The organism is Rhizobium sp. BG4, from assembly GCF_016864575.1.
GTDB lineage: Bacteria > Pseudomonadota > Alphaproteobacteria > Rhizobiales > Rhizobiaceae > Rhizobium.
In genome coordinates, this window is sequence record NZ_CP044125.1 from 1,736,573 (window position 1) to 1,757,500 (window position 20,928).

At 61.2% G+C, this 20,928-nt stretch carries 16 protein-coding genes, 1 tRNA gene and 2 rRNA genes (1 of these 19 running past the window's edge); 7 read left to right on the top strand and 12 right to left on the bottom strand.

Annotation, left to right across the window (positions count from 1 at the left end):
- Position 1: 1 nt before the first annotated feature.
- The 6 genes from F2982_RS09045 to F2982_RS09070 form a co-directional block, all read right to left on the bottom strand.
- Positions 2–877, bottom strand: a complete 876-nt coding sequence (locus F2982_RS09045; RefSeq protein ID WP_203429863.1) for a phosphotransferase — start codon at positions 875–877, stop codon at positions 2–4.
- A gap of 71 nt (positions 878–948) precedes the next feature.
- Entirely contained in the window at positions 949–2,025 is a 1,077-nt protein-coding gene (gene ugpC, locus F2982_RS09050; RefSeq protein WP_203429864.1) for a sn-glycerol-3-phosphate ABC transporter ATP-binding protein UgpC, read from the bottom strand.
- A gap of 23 nt (positions 2,026–2,048) precedes the next feature.
- Complete coding sequence (locus F2982_RS09055; protein ID WP_203429865.1) at positions 2,049–3,122, bottom strand: Gfo/Idh/MocA family oxidoreductase; 1,074 nt, start codon at positions 3,120–3,122, stop codon at positions 2,049–2,051.
- Between the two features lie 20 nt (positions 3,123–3,142).
- Complete coding sequence (locus tag F2982_RS09060; protein WP_203429866.1) at positions 3,143–4,030, bottom strand: carbohydrate ABC transporter permease; 888 nt, start codon at positions 4,028–4,030, stop codon at positions 3,143–3,145.
- Complete coding sequence (locus F2982_RS09065; protein ID WP_203429867.1) at positions 4,023–4,985, bottom strand: sugar ABC transporter permease; 963 nt, start codon at positions 4,983–4,985, stop codon at positions 4,023–4,025. Before F2982_RS09065 ends, F2982_RS09060 begins: the two co-directional genes overlap by 8 nt.
- Before the next feature lie 5 nt (positions 4,986–4,990).
- Positions 4,991–6,277: an extracellular solute-binding protein gene (locus tag F2982_RS09070; protein WP_203429868.1), complete on the bottom strand. Its 1,287-nt coding sequence runs from the start codon at positions 6,275–6,277 to the stop codon at positions 4,991–4,993.
- A gap of 207 nt (positions 6,278–6,484) precedes the next feature.
- Here F2982_RS09070 and F2982_RS09075 point away from each other — a divergent pair, with 207 nt between their 5' ends.
- The 5 genes from F2982_RS09075 (at position 6,485) to F2982_RS09095 (ending at position 11,783) form a co-directional block, all read left to right on the top strand.
- Positions 6,485–7,162: a TetR/AcrR family transcriptional regulator gene (locus F2982_RS09075; RefSeq protein WP_203429869.1), complete on the top strand. Its 678-nt coding sequence runs from the start codon at positions 6,485–6,487 to the stop codon at positions 7,160–7,162.
- Between the two features lie 131 nt (positions 7,163–7,293).
- Complete coding sequence (locus F2982_RS09080) at positions 7,294–8,442, top strand: Gfo/Idh/MocA family oxidoreductase (RefSeq protein WP_203429870.1); 1,149 nt, start codon at positions 7,294–7,296, stop codon at positions 8,440–8,442.
- A 2-nt stretch (positions 8,443–8,444) separates the two neighbouring features.
- The gene (locus F2982_RS09085) at positions 8,445–9,611 is read left to right on the top strand and encodes a dihydrodipicolinate synthase family protein (protein ID WP_203429871.1); all 1,167 of its coding nucleotides are present in this window, start codon (positions 8,445–8,447) and stop codon (positions 9,609–9,611) included.
- Positions 9,612–9,635: 24 nt separating this feature from the next.
- Positions 9,636–10,466 (top strand): sugar phosphate isomerase/epimerase family protein, encoded by an 831-nt coding sequence (locus tag F2982_RS09090; protein ID WP_203429872.1) that lies wholly within the window; start codon positions 9,636–9,638, stop codon positions 10,464–10,466.
- A gap of 42 nt (positions 10,467–10,508) precedes the next feature.
- Positions 10,509–11,783, top strand: a complete 1,275-nt coding sequence (locus tag F2982_RS09095) for a Gfo/Idh/MocA family oxidoreductase (RefSeq protein WP_199629898.1) — start codon at positions 10,509–10,511, stop codon at positions 11,781–11,783.
- Positions 11,784–11,816: 33 nt separating this feature from the next.
- Here the strand turns inward: F2982_RS09095 and F2982_RS09100 are convergent, their stop codons facing one another.
- The 3 genes from F2982_RS09100 to F2982_RS09110 are packed head-to-tail and all read right to left on the bottom strand — an operon-like array spanning position 11,817 to position 15,714.
- Positions 11,817–12,830 carry a hydroxyacid dehydrogenase gene (locus F2982_RS09100; protein WP_203429873.1) on the bottom strand — a complete coding sequence of 338 codons (1,014 nt, stop codon included), beginning with the start codon at positions 12,828–12,830 and terminating at the stop codon, positions 11,817–11,819.
- Entirely contained in the window at positions 12,827–14,680 is a 1,854-nt protein-coding gene (locus tag F2982_RS09105; RefSeq protein WP_203429874.1) for a DUF2264 domain-containing protein, read from the bottom strand. Before F2982_RS09105 ends, F2982_RS09100 begins: the two co-directional genes overlap by 4 nt.
- Before the next feature lie 5 nt (positions 14,681–14,685).
- The gene (locus F2982_RS09110) at positions 14,686–15,714 is read right to left on the bottom strand and encodes a LacI family DNA-binding transcriptional regulator (RefSeq protein ID WP_203429875.1); all 1,029 of its coding nucleotides are present in this window, start codon (positions 15,712–15,714) and stop codon (positions 14,686–14,688) included.
- A 137-nt stretch (positions 15,715–15,851) separates the two neighbouring features.
- Here F2982_RS09110 and F2982_RS09115 point away from each other — a divergent pair, with 137 nt between their 5' ends.
- Both F2982_RS09115 and F2982_RS09120 read left to right on the top strand, forming a co-directional pair.
- Positions 15,852–17,138, top strand: a complete 1,287-nt coding sequence (locus F2982_RS09115; RefSeq protein ID WP_203429876.1) for an ABC transporter substrate-binding protein — start codon at positions 15,852–15,854, stop codon at positions 17,136–17,138.
- 168 nt (positions 17,139–17,306) lie between these two features.
- A complete protein-coding gene (locus F2982_RS09120; protein ID WP_203429877.1) occupies positions 17,307–19,118 on the top strand; it encodes a class I SAM-dependent methyltransferase in 1,812 nt (603 codons plus the stop codon).
- A 326-nt stretch (positions 19,119–19,444) separates the two neighbouring features.
- Here the strand turns inward: F2982_RS09120 and F2982_RS09125 are convergent.
- From F2982_RS09125 to F2982_RS09135, 3 genes are all read right to left on the bottom strand, one after another.
- A tRNA-Met gene (locus F2982_RS09125) sits at positions 19,445–19,521 on the bottom strand.
- 242 nt (positions 19,522–19,763) lie between these two features.
- Positions 19,764–19,878 (bottom strand): 5S ribosomal RNA (gene rrf, locus F2982_RS09130).
- 152 nt (positions 19,879–20,030) lie between these two features.
- Positions 20,031–20,928, bottom strand: a 23S ribosomal RNA gene (locus F2982_RS09135) (it continues 1,903 nt past the right edge of the window).

Sequence of the window (20,928 nt, forward strand, 5' to 3'; positions counted from 1 at the left end):
TCTACTGATCCTGTTCAAATGCCTTATAGGCACGCTCGAAGCGCGCGAGATTTTCGGCGGTATAGGCGGCGTAGTCGAAATCGATGGTCGAATGGGTCTCGGAGACCATGCTCCAGAGCGTTTCGCGCAGCAGCGAGGCGCATTTCATGGCGCGGTAGCGACGCCACAGATCAAGCGTCAGCGGTGTCTCGAAATAGCTTTCGAGCATCATGCGTTCGGTGGCTTCCGGGAGTTCGTTGTTGGAAGCAAGGCCGCCGAGATCGAAGAGCGGTGTGTTGAAGCCGGCATAGTCCCAGTCGATCAGCCAAAGCCGCTTGCCGTCATCGAGAAAATTGGCGGCCAGAAGATCATTGTGCCCAAAGCCGATCTCAAACGGACCGGCGGCGGCTTCCAGGCGCTCGGTCTTTTCGAGAAAGTGCGGCAGCAACGGCGCATAGCCGCTGCCCGCGGACGCAAAGTTAGCCGCATAATCGCGGATGACGTGAAACACCCAGAAGATCATCGCCTGGCCGCGGAAGTGGCGGGCAATGTCGCGATGGCAGGCCCGGATCAGCGGCAGCGTCCGCTGCAGGGTCTGCTCATCCTGCAGGTCGGCAGCGGTCAGCGCGCGGGATTCGATGAAATCAAGAACGAGGATGCCGGGCGCATGATGGATGACGGCTGGCGACAGGCCTGCGGCATGGGCGGCGATGCTGGCGGCAAGCTCGTTCGGCCGGCTGATGTGATGGATCGGAATATCGTCGCCGAGCCGAACGACACGCCGCGCGCGCTGATCCTTGACGAGATAATTACGGTTGGTGATGCCGCCGGTGATAGGTTCGATCTCGACCGGCCCGTGCCAGATGCCGAGTGCATGAATCCTATCTTCAGGCGTCACGCTCGTCCCCCTCGCGGCCCATTTTCAAAATGATGGCCAGAGGAGGATTGGCTGTCAAGCTGAGCAGTCACTCAGATGGTCGCGCCCGAGGCATCGAAGACGTGACAGCGGGCGGGATCGAAGGACGTCTTGACGTTGGTGCCGCGTTCGACCTTCTGCTGGCCATCGAGCGCGATCGTCAGCTGCTGACCATCGGGCGTCGTGCTGTAGAGCATGGTCGCACCGCCGAGGTTCTCGACGAGATCAACATTGACGGTCGCGAGCTCGGCGCCGCCCGCGGCAACGGTCAGGTGTTCCGGACGGATGCCGAAGGTGACGTCCGATCCCGCGGCGCCCTTCAGGCGGCGTGGCAGGCGGATCGAGGTTCCGGAAACGTTGATGACGGTATCGCCATCATTCACCTGCTCGATCTTCGCCTTCAGAAAATTCATCTTCGGGCTGCCGATGAAGCCGGCAACGAAGCGGTTGGCCGGGTTGTTGTAGAGATCGAGCGGCGCACCAACCTGCTCGATGCGACCGGAGTTCAGCACCACGATCTTGTCGGCCATGGTCATGGCTTCCACCTGGTCGTGGGTGACGTAGATCATCGTGTTGCCGAGGTTGCCGTGAAGCCGCGAAATCTCGACGCGCATCTGCACGCGCAGTTCGGCGTCGAGGTTCGAGAGCGGCTCGTCGAAAAGGAAGATGCGCGGCTCTCGGACGATGGCACGGCCGATCGCGACGCGCTGGCGCTGACCGCCGGAGAGCGCCTTCGGCTTGCGCTCAAGCAGCTTCTCGATCTGCAGGATCTCGGCGGCGCGGCGCACCTTCGGCTCGATCTCCGCCTTCTTGTAGCCGGCTGTCTCCAGTCCAAAAGCCAGATTCTTGTACACCGACATATGCGGATAGAGCGCATAGGACTGGAAGACCATGGCGATGCCGCGCTTGGCGGGCGCCACCTCGTTCATCCGCTCGTTGTCGAGCAGCAGCGTGCCGCCCGAGATTTCCTCGAGACCGGCGATCATCCGCAGCAGCGTAGACTTGCCGCAGCCCGACGGGCCGACGAACACGACGAATTCGCCGGGATCGATCGTCAGGTCGATGCCGTGAATGACATCAAGCGACCCGTAGCGTTTCTCGACCTTCTGAAGAACGACACTCGTTGCCATCTCCCAAATCCTCTCTGATCCCGTTATCGCGTTTTTGCACGCCAGTCGGCGTATTTGGGGCTCTCCGGCCCGATCGGCAGCGCAACGTCAGCCCCGCTGTCCGAGGATTGATAGATCGCCGTCACCAGCTCCAGCGCACGGCGCGCGTCTGCAGAAGTGACCGGCAGCGGCCCTTTGCTACCGAGATAATCATGGAAGCGGACCATCTGCGTGTTGAAGCGCGGGGCGACCGGCTGCCAGTCCGCGAGGACGGCAGCGATCCTTGCCTGCACTTCGTCGTTTGCGGCCAGGATCTGCCATGGTCCCTTGCCGGGCGAATAGGCTTCGTGGTTGCTCTCGAAAGTAACGTTTTCGAAATGCAGCCGCAGACGGCTGATTTCCTGCTGCGAACCGAGCGTGCAGGAAAGTGAAACGAAGGCGCCGTTCTGCATCTCAAGGCTGACCGACGCGCAATCCTCCACCTCGATATCGTTGACGCGCGTTGCTACGCGGCCGAAGACGCGGGCTGCGGGGCCGGCGAGATGAAAGAGCATGTCGTGGAGATGCAGGGCGTGGGTGACGAGCACGCCGCCGAGTTCCGTCGCCCATTTGCCGCGCCAGGGCACGGCATAATATTCCGGCTTGCGCAGCCAGAAGGTCTCGACCGAGCCCATGTAGAACTTGCCCGCGATCCCGGCATCGATGATGCGCTTTGCCTGCTCGATGCCGTCGCCGTAGCGATACTGGAAGATCGGCATCAGCGTGCCCTTGGCGGTCTTCTCGGCGCGCATGATCTCGTCGACGCCAGCGAGCGATCCCGTCAGCGGCTTTTCGCAGACGACGTGCTTTCCGGCGGCGAGTGCCGCGATCACCTGCTCCTTGTGAATGCCCGGCGGCGTGCAGATATCGATGATATCGATGCTGTCATCGGCCAGGAGCTCGTCGAAGGAGGTGGTGCGGCGCTCGATGCCGAACTCGTCGCCGACGGTCTTCAGCCGTTCTTCATTGAGGTCGCAGATCGCTGCGACCTTGAAGCGATCGGGATGCGGCAGATAGCCTTCGACGATGTGCGAACGCCCGATACCGCAGCCGACGATGGCAACAGTCTTGATGGTCATGTCATTCTTTCCCATTGGCATCAGCGCTTCATGCCGGTCGTCGCAATGCCCTCGATCAGCAGGCGCTGGAAGAACAGGAAGAAGAAGAACACGGGCACGAGCGTCAGTGTCGACATGGCGAACAGTCCGCCCCAATCCGATGCGCTGGTCGAGTCGACGAAAGTGCGCAGACCGAGCTGGATCGTGTAGGTGTTCATGTCGTTCAGGTAGATCAGCGGACCGAAGAAATCGTCCCAGGTCCAGATGAAGGAGAAGATCGCAGCCGTCGCCAGAACCGGCAGCGACAGCGGCAGCATGATCTTCCAGTAGATGCGCCAGGCGCTGCAGCCGTCCATCATCGCCGCCTCATCCAATTCGCGCGGGATGCCGCGGAAGAACTGCACCATGAGGAAGATGAAGAAGGCGTCGCTTGCCAGGAATTTCGGTACGACCAGCGGCAGGATGGTGTTGACCCAGCCGAGGTTGAGGAACAGCACATATTGCGGGATCAGCGTTACGTGATACGGGATCATCAGCGTGCCGAGCATGATCGCGAACCAGAAGTTCCGGCCGGCGAAGCGCAGGCGGGCAAAGGCAAAGGCCGCCAGCGAGCAGGCGATGACATTGCCGGTGACCGTCAGCAGCGAGATGACGAGCGAATTCCAGAAAAAGCGGCCGAAGGTGATATCGAGGCCGGTCCAGCCGCGGACGTAGGAGCTGAAATCGATCGACGACGGGATGATCGAGGTCGACGAGAAGATTTCGTTTTCCGGGCGCACCGAGGCCGAGACCATCCAGAGCAGCGGATAGAGCATCAAAAGCGATGCGCCGATCAGCAGGATATGGACGACGATCGAACCCGGCAGGCTGCGCTTGTTGACGTCGGATGGCGGCCTGGCCGCGGTGACTGCGGTGGTCATCTCAGTCATCGTAGTGAACCCAATAGCGCGAGGACAGGAACGAGAAGGCGGTGAAAATCGCGATGATGACCACCAGGATCCAGGCGAGCGCCGAGGCATAACCCATGCGGAAATTGCCGAAGGCTTCCTGGTAGAGATAGAGCGTGTAGAACAGCGTCGAGTTGATCGGGCCGCCGGTGCCGCCGGAGATGATGAAGGCCGGCGTGAAGGCCTTGAAGGCTTCGATCGTCTGCACCACCGCATTGAAGAAAATCACCGGCGTCAGAAGCGGCAGGGTAATCTTGTAGAACTGGCGGAATTTCGAGGCGCCGTCGAGGCTTGCGGCCTCATACATATCCTGCGGGATCTGGCGCAGACCGGCGAGGAAGATGATCATCGGCGAGCCGAACTGCCAGACGGACAGCGCTACCAGCGTATAGATCGAATAGCTCGGATGCGAGATCCAGCTCGGGCCCTGAATACCGATCTGTGCCAGCGCCGCATTGACAAGGCCGTCACCGGCAAAGAGCTGGCGCCAGAGAACGGCGATCGCCACGCTGCCACCGAGAAGCGACGGCAGGTAGAAAATGGCGCGGTAGACCGGCAGGCCACGGATACCGCGGTTCAGCGCCATCGCAACCATGAGGGCGAAGGTGAGCTTGAACGGTACCGAGAGCACCACATAGGTGAGCGTCACCGACATCGCGGCTGCGAATTTCGGATCGGCAGTGGCGATGCGCACGTAGTTGGCAGTGCCTACCCAGCCTGGCGCCCTCAACATGTCGAAGTCGGTAAAGGACAGGTAGAGCGAGATCAGGGCAGGTCCGAGCGTCAGCCCGAAGAAGCCCAGAAGCCAGGGCAGAAGGAAGAGATAACCTGGAGCATTGGCATTCCACAGCCGCCTGAAACGGCTGTCTGCCACTGCTCCCTGGTAACGTTCCACCGTCACGGCTCCGTCGGCCGTCGTGCGCATCGCATTGTTCATATGGCTCAACCCCGCGCGAGAACGCGCGTAATTTCATCCACAAGCTGCTTGCCAGCATCGGCAGGGGTTACCTGACCGAAAGCGACCTGCTCGGCGAGCTGACGCAGAACCGTCTGCCCTTCGCCTGCGCCTGTCGGCGGCGGCGGCGGCAGCGGGCCGGCGAGATCGCCGAGATTTGCCACGTAGTTCAGCGGGATCTTGCCGACATCATCGAGCGTGCCGGCAACGACTTCACGCATCGACTTCGATTCCGGAATGCCGCGCTCGACATCGAGCACCTTGGCGGCATCGGGATTCATGACGAAGAAGTTGACGTAATCGACGGCCTGATCGAGCACCTTCGACTGGGCTGACACCGAGAAGAACATCGACGGCTTGCGGTAGTGGCCGCCCTTCGAGTCCGCCTTAATGCGCGGGTAGTTGCTGAGCGTCAGCTTGTCCTTGACGACGGCCTGGAAGCCGACGAACTGGTTGCTGTGCGCGTAGTCGATCGCGGCCTTGCCCATCGTGAGCGGGGCCGTATCGATGGTGTCCTTGTAGAGTGCCTGAACGTCAGGCGGCACACAGGCACCGGCTTCGCGGAACTTCGCCCACATGTCGAACCATTCGGAAGCGTCGTCGACACCGAAGGCAATCTTCGAATCCGCCGTGTACAGCGCCTTGCCGCGCTGGCGGACGTAGTTTTCGAAGAGCGGCTCGGCGCCGCTGCCGTCGGCAAAGCCGAAGAAGCCCTTGCGCTTGCCAGACTTGGTGATCTCGGCGCCCATCTTGCCGAGTTCTTCCCAGGTCGTCTTGTTGTTCGGTGGCTCGATGCCTGCTTCCTGCAGGGCAACGGTATTGACGACCGTGGCTGCTGAATTGGCGCCGAGACTGATACCGTAGAGATGGCCGTCGACCTTGCCGCCTTCGATCTGGGCCGGATCGAAATCACCGAGCTGCAGCTTCGAGGGCATGTAGGATTCCAGGGGCGCAAGAGCGCCGCGCCGGGCATATTCGACGATGTAACGATAATCCATCTGGATCACGTCGGGGGCGTTCTTGCCGGCGACCTGGGTCGCGAGCTTCTGCCAGTAGTCGCCCCAGCCCAGGAATTCACCGGTGATCGAAACACCAGAATTCTTGGCCTTGTAGAGATCCGACACCTTGTTGGTGCGGTCTGCGCGGGGTTGTGAGCCCCACCAGATAAGGCGCAGGCGGGCATCCTGCGCAAATGCAGGCATACCCATACCCGAAAGCGCGAGAAGCGAGGCCCCTCCCGCCATGAAACCACGTCTATTAATGCTGAATGTCATCTGTTTTTCCTCCTCCCTTGGGGAGCGCCTCCACACGCTCCTTGCTGGTTTCTCTTGCAACAAATAACTAATTGGTTACAAGCTATGGACAAGCATCGAGCCTGTCAAGCGGTCATAATTCAGCGAGGTTTCCTCCTCGAATTTCGCTTGTACAACCTCGCACCGAAGCCTTATGAGCGCAACATTAGCGTCTGGGGAGATAAGCCGATGAACGATACCGGCCAGACTGGCGAAAAGAAAAAGTCGAAGCGCGCCGCCGGCGAACGCGTGCTGCAACGCGACCCGGAAAGAACCAAAGCTGCGATCCTCGAGGCGGCAACGCAGGAGTTTGCCGAAAACGGCATGGGCGGCGCCCGCGTGGACGCCATCGCCGAGCGCGCCGGCACCAACAAGCGCATGCTCTACCATTATTTCGGCGACAAGGAGCAGCTCTATCTGCGCGTCCTCGAAGAGGCCTATGTCGGCATCCGCACCGCCGAACGCGAGCTGCATATCGGCGACCGCAATCCGGAAGAGGGCATTACCGAACTCGCGCTCTTCACCTGGCGCTATTTCCTCAAGCATCCGGAATTCCTGAGCCTGCTCGGGACCGAGAACCTGCACCGCGCCCGCTGGCTGCGGCAATCGGTGCGGCTGAAGGAACTGCATTCGCACCTGATCGGCGAACTCGCCCAGGTGCTCGAGCGCGGCAAGAAGGAGGGCGTCTTCATCGAAAGCGCCGATCCGCTGCATGTCTATCTGACCATCGCATCGCTCGGATATTTCTATCTTTCCAACCAGTACACACTCTCGACAATCTTCGGCCGCCCGCTGATCCAGCCCGAAAATCTCGACACCTGGGAGCGCCATATCGTCCATGTGACGCTCGCCTCAATCAAGCGCTGAAAAGTCGAATCCGGATTTGCCTATTGACAGGTCCGGTTTTCATCTGCCATCAAGTAACCGTTTAGTTACCGGCTTGGGAGGGCCGGGCCAAGCCCGCTCCCCACTGGAAACCGATTGGCAGGGAGGAAAAAATGGCGCGTCTCGGGATCATTTTGCACGGCGTTACCGGCCGCATGGGATACAATCAGCACCTGGTGCGATCGATCCTGGCGATCCGCGATCAGGGCGGTCTTCTGCTGAAATCCGGCGAGAGACTGGAGATCGATCCCATCATCGTCGGCCGCAACCGCGACAAGATGGAAGAGCTTGCCCGCAAGCATAACATCAAGCGCTGGTCGACCGATCTCGACGCAGCGCTTGCCAATCCCGACGATCACATTTTCTTCGATGCCGGCACGACGCTGATGCGCGCCGAGCTGCTCTCGCGAGCGCTCGATGCCGGCAAGCATGTCTATTGCGAAAAGCCGATCTCCGATGATCTGCAGGTGGCACTCGAGCTGGCGCGCAAGGCCCGCAAGTCTGGCCTGAAGCATGGCGTGGTGCAGGACAAGCTGTTCCTGCCCGGCCTGCGCAAGCTGGCGCTGCTGCGCGATTCCGGCTTCTTCGGCAAGATTCTCTCGGTCCGCGGCGAGTTCGGTTACTGGGTCTTCGAGGGCGACTGGGGCGTTCCGGCGCAGCGCCCGTCCTGGAACTACCGCAAGGGCGACGGCGGCGGCATCATCCTCGATATGCTCTGCCACTGGCGCTATGTGCTTGACAACCTGTTCGGCGAGGTCAAGGCCGTCTCCTGCCTCGGCGCTACCCACATTGGCAGCCGCGTCGACGAGCAGGGCAAGACCTATAATTGCGATACCGACGATGCCGCCTATGCGACCTTCGAGCTCGATGGCGGCGTGATCGCGCAGATCAACTCCTCCTGGGCGGTGCGCGTGCGCCGCGACGATCTCGTGACCTTCCAGGTTGACGGCACCCACGGATCGGCCGTTGCCGGTCTGACGAAATGCTGGACGCAGCATCGCGTCAACACGCCGAAGCCGGTGTGGAACCCCGACCAGCCGCAGACGATCGATTTCTACAAGACCTGGGACGAAGTGCCGGATACGCAGCTCTTCGACAACGGCTTCAAGGCGCAGTGGGAAATGTTCCTGCGCCACGTCGCCGAGGATGCCCCGTGGCCCTACGGCATGGAAGCCGGTGCCAAGGGTGTGCAGCTTGCCGAACTCGGCCTGAAATCCTGGGCCGAACGCCGCTGGCTCGACGTTCCCGCACTGGAGTTCTGATCATGGTAGGCTCGATCAACCTTCCGCTCGACGGCAAGATCGCCGCCTACCAGCTGACCGGCTCGCCGATCGAAGTGAAGAAGCGCAAGGCCAGGGATTTTCCGCGGGTGGTCTATGCCGCCGCACATGTGGTTGCCGATCCGCTGGCCGATAACGATCCCTGGCTGACACCGGCGATCGACTGGGAGCGGACGCTCGCCTTCCGCCATCGCCTATGGGATCTCGGGCTCGGCGTTGCCGAGGCGATGGACACCGCGCAGCGCGGCATGGGTCTCGGTTGGCCCGAGGCGCGTGACCTGATCCGCCGTGCGCTGCGCGAGGCGCGCGGGCGCGACGATGCGCTGATCGCCTGCGGCGCCGGTACGGATCACCTGACACCCGGACCCGATGTGACGATCGATACGATCATCAGGGCATACGAAGAGCAGATCGAAACCGTCGAAGCCGAAGGCGGCCGGATCATCCTGATGGCGAGCCGGGCGCTGGCGGCTGCGGCCAAAGGGCCGGATGACTATATCCGCGTCTATGACCGGATCCTTCGCCAGGTAAAGGAACCGGTGATCATCCACTGGCTCGGCGAGATGTTCGATCCGGCGCTCGAGGGCTACTGGGGCAACGACGACCACATCAAGGCGATGTCGACCTGCCTGGAGGTCATCGAGGCCAATGCCGCCAAGGTCGACGGCATCAAGATTTCGCTTCTTTCCAAGGAGAAGGAAGTGGCGATGCGCCGCCAGCTGCCGAAATCCGTGCGCATGTATACCGGCGACGACTTCAATTATGCGGAGCTCATCGCCGGTGACGAACAGGGCCATTCCGATGCGCTTCTCGGCATTTTCGATGCGATCGCGCCGGCGGCCTCCGCCGCCATGGAGGCGCTCGGGCGGCAGAACAACAATGAATTCTTCGAGCTGCTCGATCCGACCGTTCCGCTTTCGCGGCATATCTTCAAGGCGCCGACCCGCTTCTACAAGACCGGCGTCGTCTTCCTCGCCTATCTCAACGGTCTGCAGGATCATTTCGCGATGGTCGGCGGGCAGCAGAGCACGCGGTCGCTGACGCATCTGGCCGAACTCTTCCGGCTCGCCGACAAGGCGCGCGTGCTTGCCGACCCGGATCTCGCCGTCAGCCGCATGAAGCAGGTTCTCGCCGTTAACGGCGTGCAGTGACCGGTCAGTCAGGGAGGACATGACATGCAGGTGGACGGGCTTTCGATCAATCTCGCAACGATCCGCGAGCAATGCGGTTTTGCCGAAGCAGTCGATATCTGCCTGAAGCACGGCATTACCAGGATTGCGCCCTGGCGCGATCAGGTGGCCAAGGCCGGCCTGGACGAAGCCGTGCGCATCGTCCAATCGAACGGCCTGAAGCTGACCGGTCTCTGCCGTGGCGGCTTCTTTCCGGCCGCCAATGACGGCGACTGGCAGAAGAACCTCGACGACAACAGGCGGGCGATCGACGAAGCCGCAGCGCTCGGTGCGGATTGCCTGGTGCTCGTCGTTGGTGGATTGGCCGGTGGATCGCGCGATATCGGCGCTGCCCGGCAGATGGTGTCCGATGGCATTGCCGCCGTCCTGCCCCATGCCAAGGCATCCGGCGTGCCGCTGGCGATAGAGCCGCTACATCCGATGTATGCCGCCGATCGTTCCTGCGTGAATACGCTGCGCCAGGCGCTCGACATGTGCGAGCAGCTCGGCACCGATGTCGGCGTCGCTATCGACGTCTATCACGTCTGGTGGGATCCGGAGCTTGCCGAGCAGATCGCCCGCGCCGGCCGCATGAAACGCATCTTCGCCCACCACATCTGCGACTGGCTGGTTCCGACCAAGGACATGCTGACCGATCGTGGGATGATGGGTGACGGCGTGATCGATCTGAAGAGCATCCGGCGCATGATCGAGGAGGCAGGCTTCTTCGGCGCGCAGGAGGTGGAAATCTTTTCGGCAGACAATTGGTGGAAGCGTCCGGCGGACGAGGTCATCGCGACCTGCGTCGACCGGTATCATAGCTGCTGCCTGGTTTAATTGGATATATTCGTTTCAGCACGTATGAAGGAGGATCATTCGATGGAGAAACGCCGCTTTGCACTGATCGGGACCGGTAACCGCGGGACCACCATGTGGGGGAAGGACCTGCTCGCCGGCTGGCGTGAGCATGTCGATCTCGTCGCCATCGTCGAGAAGAATGCGCTGCGCGGAGAACGCGCCCGCACGATGATCGGCAGCAACGCCCCGATCTATGACGACATCGACGCGATGCTGAAGGAGGTCAAGCCCGACCTCGTCATCGTCTGCACCCCTGACCACACCCACGACGCAATCGTCGTTCGGGCGCTCGAGGCGGGCATCGACGTTATCACCGAAAAGCCGATGACGACGGCGGTCGACAAGATCCGCCGGATCATGGATGCCGAGAAGCGCACCGGCCAGCGTGTCGACGTGTCCTTCAACTACCGCTACGCGCCGACGGCGGCGCGCATCAAGGAACTGCTGAATTCCGGCGAGATCGGCCGCGTCACATCGGTCGATTTCCATTGGTACCTGAACACCAAGCACGGCGCCGACTATTTCCGCCGCTGGCATGCCTATACCGAGAATTCCGGTAGCCTTTTCGTTCACAAGGCGACCCACCATTTCGACCTGCTGAACTGGTATCTCGACAGCGATCCGGAAGCCGTGACGTCTTTCGCCGACCTGCAGAACTACGGCCGCAAAGGCCCGTTCCGCGGACCGCGCTGCAAGCTCTGTCCCCACACCGCCGAGTGCGACTACTATCTCGACCTCGGCGCCGATCCCTTCCTCGACACGCTCTACGAGGATCCCTCGAAGGTCGATGGCTATTTCCGCGACGGCTGCGTCTTCCGCGAGGATATCGACATTCCCGATACGATGGTCGTCAGCATCCGCTATCGCAATAACGTCCACGTTTCCTATTCGCTGAACACCTTCCAGCCGATCGAGGGCCATCACCTGGCGTTCAATGGCACCAAAGGCCGCATCGAGATCCGTCAGTACGAGGCGCAGCCCTGGGAGATGAAGCGGGAAGACGAAATCCTGCTGATCCGCAACTTCCCCAACGGCAAGGAAGCCGTCGAGCGTATCACCGTTCCGCATTCGTCGGGCGGCCACTACGGTGGCGACGACCGGATGCGCAACATGATCTTCAAGCCCGATATGAACGACGCCCTGCATCAGCGCGCCGGAACGCGGGCGGGCGCCATGTCGGTTCTGTGCGGTATTGCGGCGCTGCAGAGCTCGCGAACCGGCAAGGTCGTCTCGATCGCCGAGCTGATGCCCGAGCTTGCCAATGACGGCTCGCCGAACAGCATAAAAGCCGGCTAATCAAATCAGGCCTGAGGCGTCGCTTTCGCCGCCTCAGGCAACCCGGTCGAGATCGGCGAGCGTCAGTGCATAGCGCAGCGGCTGGCCTTTCAGGAAGCGCTCCACCTCGTCAACGGCCATTTCGCCCAGCCTTGCCCGCTCCAATCCGACTGCCCCCGCAATGTGGGGCGTCAGGAAAACGTTCGGCAGGTCGTAGAAGGGCGATGCCTTCTCCGGAACTTCAGGATCGGTCACGTCGATGACCGCATCGATGCGGCCGGTGGCGAGGGTCGCGAGCAGCGCGGCCTCATCGATGATCGCGCCACGCGCCGTGTTGATCAGTGCCGCGCCATCCTTCATCAGCGCCAATTTCCCCGCATCGATCATGTGACGCGTCGAGGGCAGCGATGGTGCGTGCAGCGAGACGATATCGGAGATGCGCATCAGCGTATCCAAATCGCATTTTTCGGTGCCAAGGGCCGCGCATTCGACGGCGCTCAGTGTCGGGTCGAAGAGGGCGATATTGAATTCGAACGGCTTCAACAGCTCGATCACCCGGCGGCCGATCCGCGAAGCGCCGATGATGCCGACGGTGCGGCCGTAGTTGCCGATCGCCAGCCGCTGCATCGGATAGGTGCGGTCACGGTCGCGGTCGGCGGTATAGAAATCCCGGAAGCGGAAGACCTGCTTGCCGGCGAAGAGAATGGCCGCAAGCGTAAACTCGGCCACCGGCACGGCATTGGCTTCCGCCGCATGCGTGACCTTGACGCCGGCATTGAAGATCTCCTCGCCGACGATACCCTTCACCGTGCCCGCCGCATGCGCCACGAGCTTCAGCCCCTTGGCGAGCGAAAGGACGTTTTCTCCGGCAAAGGGCGCGCCCCAGCCGGTGATCAATATCTCGGTGTCCGCCAGAACCCGTCTGGCGCGCTCGTCATCGAAATTCTCAAGCGGTTGCCGGTCGATAAGCGTGCCGAGACCCGCCAGCCGGTCGAGAAGCTGATCCGGCAACACGTGTTCGGTCCGCTGGCCGGGCTGCATGGCAAGCGCAATGCCGGGACCTGTCATGGCATCTGCCCCGGCGCTTCGATGGCGCTGACGGTGACGCCTTCTTTGGCAACCAGCGCCTCAAGCGCCACAAGATCGGGTTTTGCGGGAGGCTTCAGCCAGGCCGTCTTTGCTGCCTGCTGGTCTCCGGTGGCAATCACGGCCGTCACAAGCACGGTTTCACCGGCCTTGATCGCACCGCGGAGCTGCGGCACGAGGGTCTTGGCAGCGATCATATTGGTGTTCGGCAGCGCCTTCTGCACAAAGCCCTGTCGCTCGATGCTGGAGCCGAGATCGACGATACCGGAGAAATCCGCTTCACCGATGGCATGCGCCGCGCCGGTCTCCGCCTCCAGTCTATCGAGATCGAAATCCCGCTTGGCGATCGCAAACCCACCCTCGGCGATCTGCAGAGCGCGATCCGATCTGATGCGGTGAACGCGCAAATGCCACGGCGCGGCAGGCACCAGCCAGGTTTCCACGCTGACATCGCTGAAGGGCGACCACTTCGCATAGAGCACATCGCCGGCGATCTTCGCTTCCCTGTTGGTTTCCCTGACACGGTAGTGCAGGCCGTCATCGCTGAAGGCCAGCGCGGAATCGAAAGCGGCGCCGGCAAAGCTGCGCTCGTCTGCCTCGACGCTGAAGCCATAGCGGGCCGAATATGCGAATTTTGCGTATTTTTCGGTACCAAACCGCATCTGGAGATTTTCCTGCCCTGACGACAGGGCGACCGCATCTTCCCCGGTATGCATGATGACCATGCCGGGATGACGCTGCGGCGTCACGGCGCCGGCTGCAGGCACTTTCTCTTCGGCGGTCCAGAACGGATGGTTTTCGGGGATCGCCAGCGGCAGGAATGCCTTGAAGGCCCAATAGGGGGAACCGGCGGAATTATAGCTCTCCGACATCAAGAGGTTCGGATAGGCAAAGCCGATCGACAGAATGCCGTCGCGATTGGTCATCGGCTTGTCGCGCCACCATCGCAGATGCTGCAGGCAGAGATGCTTCACCTCGCCCCAGGGCAGCGCCTCGAGATCGGCAAAGGCAAGGGCCGACCAGAAGCCAGCGCAGGCAAAGCGGTAGGTAAGGCTGCGGCCGAACGGGATCGTCGCGCCATCATCGGCAAACCAATGGCGAAAATCCCTGGCGAACAGCAGCGCCCGCTCGCGATAGCGCCTGGCATAGTCGTCATCCACCAGCTTCGAGTAGATCAAGCCGTAGAAGTGCATGGCGAAGGGAATGTAGTGATCGACACGGCGCACATTACCATCGCGATACCAGCCGTCGCCGACATAGAAGCCTTCGAGCTCTTCGAGATATTGCCTGGTCAGGCTGCGATCGAAATCCGCGCCGACGCGATCAAGCGCGATATCGACGAAGATGCGGAAGAACTTCCAATTATTGTCGGCATAGTCGAACTGCCGGGCATGCTTGAGATAGGCAATCACATTGGCGCGCTGCTTCGCGTTCAGCGGCTCCCAGACCTTTTCGGGTGTGAGTGCGATTGCAAAGCCAAGCGCAGCGAGCTCGACCATGCGCTGGTCGCGGCCATTGACGGTGCCCCAATATTCCGGGTGATCCGGATCGGTACCGTTGGCGATGCCTTCCGCAAAGCGGTGCCAGTGCCCGAATTCCCCCTTGCCGGCGCCGAGCGGCGCAAGGCCCCAGAGCGGCCGGGCAAAACCTTCGAGATCGGCTGCTGCCCGGTCGAAATGCGCACCGGCGCCATCAAGCCGGACACGCGCATTGCCTTCCGAAAAATAGGGCAGAAGCGGATCAAAGAGAGCATGAAGCGCGCGGCTCATGTCGTCGCGCGTCTTCAGGGGATTGCCCACAAGCGGATTGGCGCTGGCCGGATCATATGTCATCTGCATCACTCATCGATTTTTTGCATCTGGCACAGTCCCCCGGAGACCGGGACGACCGCATGGCATAAGTGGCGCGCAGGCGCAGTCCTGTCGCGGAAGCGGGCAATCATCAGCGCGATCGCTTCGCGCCCGAGCGCGGCCCTGTCGACACGCATCGTCGACAGGGGCGGATTTGTCATCATCGCGCAAGGAAGATCATCGAAGCCGACGATGGCGAAATCTTCCGGCACGCGAAGACCGGCCTCGGTGACGGCCTCGAGAACGCCGACGGCGATGAAATCATTCATGCAGAAGGCGGCGGTGTAGCTCTTGTCCTTGGCAAGCAGTGCTGCAGTGCGCTCATGCGCTTCCCGGGTCGCGCTACCGGAGAAATCCATTGGCACCAACAGGCTTTCCGCGCCGCGGGTCGCAATTGCCGTATCGAAGCCGCGAACGCGCTCGCGGATCGTGTGGCGATGCGAGCCGGTCAGATGCAGGATCTTCCGGTGCCCTGCGTCGAGCAGCCGCTCAGCCGCCTGGAAGGCACCGAAGAAATTCGAGGGCGATACTCCATCGAGCTTCAGCTGCGGATCCGTGCCGTTGACCAGCACGACAGGCACATTCTCCTCCTCGATCCATTGGCGCAGCACGTCCGAAGGGTCGATACCGACGAGGAACAAGCCCTCGGACTTCGTAGCTTCCATATGGCCCCTGATCGCATCGGGGGACGCGCGGTCTTCACGCAGCAGCCGGACTTCGAATGGCATGCCCGCTTCCATCGCCCCGGCGCGCAGGCCTTCTACGATCGATTCATAGAAGACGCTGAGACCGCCGGTAACGCTGTCGCTGGCGATCAACGCCAGACCGCCCGCCGGCGCTTCCATCAGTGACTTCGGCTGATAGCCGCGCTCGGCCGCCACCCGCAGAATATGTTCGCGCACGCTGCCGCTAATGCCCGGCTCATTGGCAAGCACACGCGACACCGTGGAGATGGAGACGCCCGCCAGCGCCGCAATATCGGCCTGGCGCGGCCGTTTGGATTTCGTTTCGCTCATAGGGCGACATTATGCAAATTATGCAAATTTGCAAGTTTTATATAATTTCTTGCAAACGGACATTTTTTGCGTAGGCTGTGCCGCCAGATGCCCGGACAAAGTTGGAGGACGGCGAGGGCAGCCAAAGGAGGAACATCATGCAGATCAACAGGCGTTCATTTCTGATGGGCACGGCCGGCGTGACGGCAGGCCTGGCTTTCGGTGCCGGCGGCGTACCGGCTTTTGCGGCGGATGCGCAGCTGCGCGCCATGTGGTGGGGCTCGAACGACCGTGCCAAGCGCACGCTCGATGTCGCCAAGCTCTACCAGGACAAGACCCCCGGCGTGACGATCGTCGGCGAATCCATGAGCGGCGACGGCTATTGGACCAAGCTTGCGACACAGATGGCCGGCCGCGCCATTGCCGACGTCTTCCAGCTCGAGCCCGGCACGATTTCCGACTATTCCAAGCGCGGCGCCTGCCTGGCGCTCGACGAATTCGTGCCCTCGACGCTGAAGGTCGATGCCTTCGGCAAGGACATGCTGAAGCTGACCACCGTCGACGGCAAGCTCTACGGCGTCGGCCTCGGCCTCAATTCCTTCGCACTGTTCTTCGACCAGGCTGCCTTCGAGAAAGCCGGCCTGCCGCTACCGACGACGGATCTGACCTGGGACGAATATGCGAAGCTGGCCGTCGAGCTCACCAAGGCATCGGGCAAGGACAATTACTGGGGCGGCCCTTATGGCGCCCGCTATACCTATGTCTTCGACGCCTGGCTGCGCCAGCGCGGCAAGAGCCTCTATGCCGATGGCAAGCTCGGCTTCGGTGTCGACGATGCCAAGGAGTGGTACAGTTTCTGGGAAGATCTTCGCAAGAAGGGCGGCACAGTCGGCGCCGACGTCCAGACGCTCGACCAGAACACGATCGATACCAACGCGCTGGCGCTCGGCAAATCGGCGATGGGCATGGCCTATTCCAACCAGCTCGTCGGCTACCAGCTGATCTCCAAGAACAAGCTGGCGATCACCACGCTTCCGCGCGAAAAGAAGGGCGGTCCCTCCGGGCACTACTACCGCCCAGCATTGATCTGGAGCGTCGGCGCGACGACCAAGAACGGCGAGGCGGCCGCGAAATTCATCGACTTCTTCGTCAACAGCCCCGAAGCCGGCAAGATCCTCGGCGTCGAGCGCGGCGTGCCGATGTCCCCTGCCGTGCGCGAGGCAATCCTGCCGGGCCTGAACCCGACGGAACAGGCGACGGTTCAATATGTCAACCTGCTCAAGGATCAGGTCGGCGATTACCCGGCGCCGGCCCCGCTCGGCTCGACCGAATTCGACCAGCGCCTGTTCCGGCCGATCGCCGACGAGTTGGCGTTCGAGCGCACGACGCCCGCGGAAGCGGCGCAGCGGCTTGTCGATGAGGGCAAGGCGACGATCCGGAGCTGACCGGCAATCGAAAGAAACAGGGAAGCCCGCGAAAGCGGGCTTCTTTCGTTTTCAGCGATGTCTTGAGCAAGCCGCACACCGGTTCGTCCGTCAGCTTCGGTCCAGCCTCTTCTGCGATTGGTCTCTCAAACCTTCGTCAGAATCAGCCGCGGCTGTATTGGAGAATTCATGCAAGACCTCTTACAGGCATCGGGTTACCGCAAGAACGGCAAGGTCTGGAGCCACGAGACGACGCGCGACGCGTTCCGCTACAACGACGGCGACGCATCGGAAATGCGGATCCTCGATGTCATGCGCTTGTCTGCCGATACCTCGCTTTTCTCCAAGGAACTTGAGCGGGCGATCACCGACTGGCCTTCGAACTACCATCTCAATCCGACACGCACCAATCTGTTCCGGCCGATCAAGCACCTGATCCGCGGCCCCGTCCTGGAAATTGGCGCTGGCGCGGGTGCCATGACGCGCTTCCTCGGCGAAGAAGGCCACGAGGTACTTGCCCTCGAAGGTAGCCCACGCCGTGCCGCGACCATCGCCGAACGTTGCCGCGACCTTCCGAACGTCACGGTTCTCGCCGAGCCGCTGCAGAATTTCGAAATCGATCAGAAGTTCGCGACGGTGACGCTGATCGGCGTGCTGGAATATGCGCGCGTCTTCTTCGGTGCCGAAGATGGCCAGGATGCGATCGAGCGGATGCTTGCCAAGGCGCGTTCGCTGCTTGCACCGGGCGGCGTGCTGATCATCGCCATCGAAAACCAGATCGGCCTCAAATACCTCGCCGGCTTCCCCGAAGATCATCTGGCGCGGCCGATGGTCGGCGTCGAGGATCAGTATACGCAGAACGGTCCCGTTACCTTCGGCAAGCGCGAGCTGTCGCATCGCGTCACGGCCGCTGGCCTGCCACATCAGAAATACTGGTTCCCCTTCCCGGATTACAAGCTGCCCCGGTTCGTGCTGAACGAGGAAGCCCTGACCGCCGACCTGCCGACCGATTTCTCGCCGCTGATCCGCGGCGCGACGGCGACCGACCCGCAGCGCCCCGGCATTCTTGCTTTCGAACAGGACCTCGCTTGGGACGTGATCGCGCGAAATGGCCTGCAGGGCGATCTCGCCAACTCCTTCCTGCTTGTCTCTTCCGCCCAGCCGCTGGCGGCGGACGATGTCATGGCCACGCACTTCACCGGCGGCCGTGACGCGCAGTATCAGAAGCTGGTGCGCTTCGTGCGCAAGGGCGAGCAGCTCGTGGTCGAGCGCGAAGCCATTCAGGCTGACAACAACGGCATGAATCTATCGCCGCTGAAGATCAATCTTGAAGACGAGGTCTTTGAAACCGGTCTGGTGTGGCGCGATATCGGCAAGCGCTGCCTGCTTCAGGACGGCTGGTCCGTCGAGCATCTTGCGAACTGGACCAGTGTCTGGAAGCAGGCGCTCGACCAGCATCTTGCCGGCATGGGCATCCCCGCGCCGATGCAGCTACAGGACCGTGTGCCCGGCTCACTGCTCGATGCGATCCCGCGCAATCTCATCGTTGGCGAAAAGCTGAGTTTCATCGATCTCGAATGGGTCTACGACCAGCCGATCGAGTTCGGCTATCTGATGTTCCGCGGCCTATGGGATCTGATCTCCGACACGCGTGCCGCTGCAACGCCGGCCGCCGGCACTCCGAACAAGGTCGGCGATCTGATCTTCCAGATTATGGAGTATCTCGGCTATCCCGTCGCCGCCCAGACGGTCATCGACTATCACGCCCAGGAAGTCCGCTTCCACAGCTCGGTGACCGGCCGCGCGCTGCAGACCAATTCAGCCGACCTCCTGTTGACCATCGGCCGCCGCCTCAACTTCGCCGATATCCGCGAGCTGCAGGTGCAGATCCAGCGGCTGAACGCACAGAACCAGGCGCTGACGCAGGAACTCGAGGGCGAGCGCCGCAAGGTCCGCGATATGCTCGATGCCGTGAACGGCTACAGCCTGCGGGCAGGTTGATCCGGCTTCGATTGCTTTGATGAAGTCCAGAAGGGCGCGGCAGATGTCGCGCCCTTTTCTGTTTTCGTATTGGCAGAAGCTGTGCCGGACTGCGGCTATGGCGCGCACGACCTCCAAGGAGCAACGGTACACCTTGCTACTCCTGCCCGGCATGCCGGTCGAAGTCTTCATCTCGACACAGGAGCGGACGGCGATGTCGTTTTTCACAAAGCCATTGACGGATCAGTTGAGCTGAGCGTTTCGGGAGGAGTGAGGGTGCGGTTTATCTCCAGCCCAGAAACGCAAAAACCCGCCTGATGGCGGGCTTTGATGTGTGTCGGGAAGTTTGGTTGCGGGGGCAGGATTTGAACCTGCGGCCTTCAGGTTATGAGCCTGACGAGCTACCGGGCTGCTCCACCCCGCGTCCAGCGCAAAACCCTTTGGGTTTTGTCGCGATAGCGTAAAACGCCTTTGGCGATTTACGCTTACTGCCGGAGCAACTCCGAAGGAGTTGTCTCCTGTAAGGGACGCACCATTATAGATCCGGTGCATCGCTATTTCAGTCTACATATAGGGCTCGAAAGCAAAAAGGCCGCTTTGCGAGCGGCCCTTTGATCGGCTTTGGGCCGTAGAATGTGATGAGAAGATTTATGTTGCGTTTAGCAGACCTGGCAGCGACCGACTCTCCCGCGTCTTAAGACGAAGTACCATAGGCGCTGGGGCGTTTCACGGCCGTGTTCGGAATGGGAACGGGTGCAGCCACCCCGCCATGACCACCAGGTCAGCGAAGCGCAACAATTGAGAAGCTGGATTTTGAGCGAATAGGGATTAGTGAGTAGCGAATAGTTTCGCTTCGCCATTTTATTCGCTGGTTTTGAACACGTCTTGCATCATGAGGCGCCTTTGGCGCCTGATGAGCATTGATCAATGAGAACGATCAAGCCAATCGAGCTATTAGTACCGGTAAGCTTCATGCGTTGCCGCACTTCCACACCCGGCCTATCAACGTGGTCGTCTTCCACGGCTCTGATAGGGAACACTCGTTTTCAGGTGGGTTTCCCGCTTAGATGCCTTCAGCGGTTATCCCGTCCATATATAGCTACCCTGCTATGCCCTTGGCAGGACAACAGGTCCACCAGAGATATGTCCATCCCGGTCCTCTCGTACTAGGGACAGATCCTGTCAATATTCCTACACCCACGGCAGATAGGGACCGAACTGTCTCACGACGTTCTGAACCCAGCTCACGTACCGCTTTAATTGGCGAACAGCCAAACCCTTGGGACCTGCTCCAGCCCCAGGATGCGATGAGCCGACATCGAGGTGCCAAACAACCCGTCGATATGGACTCTTGGGGGTCATCAGCCTGTTATCCCCGGCGTACCTTTTATCCGTTGAGCGATGGCCCTTCCACGCGGGACCACCGGATCACTATGACCGACTTTCGTCTCTGCTCGACTTGTCAGTCTCGCAGTCAGGCGGGCTTATGCCATTGCACTCGACGACCGATTTCCGACCGGTCTGAGCCCACCATCGCGCGCCTCCGTTACTCTTTCGGAGGCGACCGCCCCAGTCAAACTACCCACCATACACTGTCCCGGATCCGGATAACGGACCGCGGTTAGACATCCATGACGATAAGGGTGGTATTTCAAGGATGGCTCCACGGAAACTGGCGTCCCCGCTTCAAAGCCTACCACCTATCCTACACATGCCGACACGAATGCCAGTGTAAAGCTATAGTAAAGGTGCACGGGGTCTTTCCGTCTGACCGCAGGAACCCCGCATCTTCACGGGGAATTCAATTTCACTGAGTCTATGTTGGAGACAG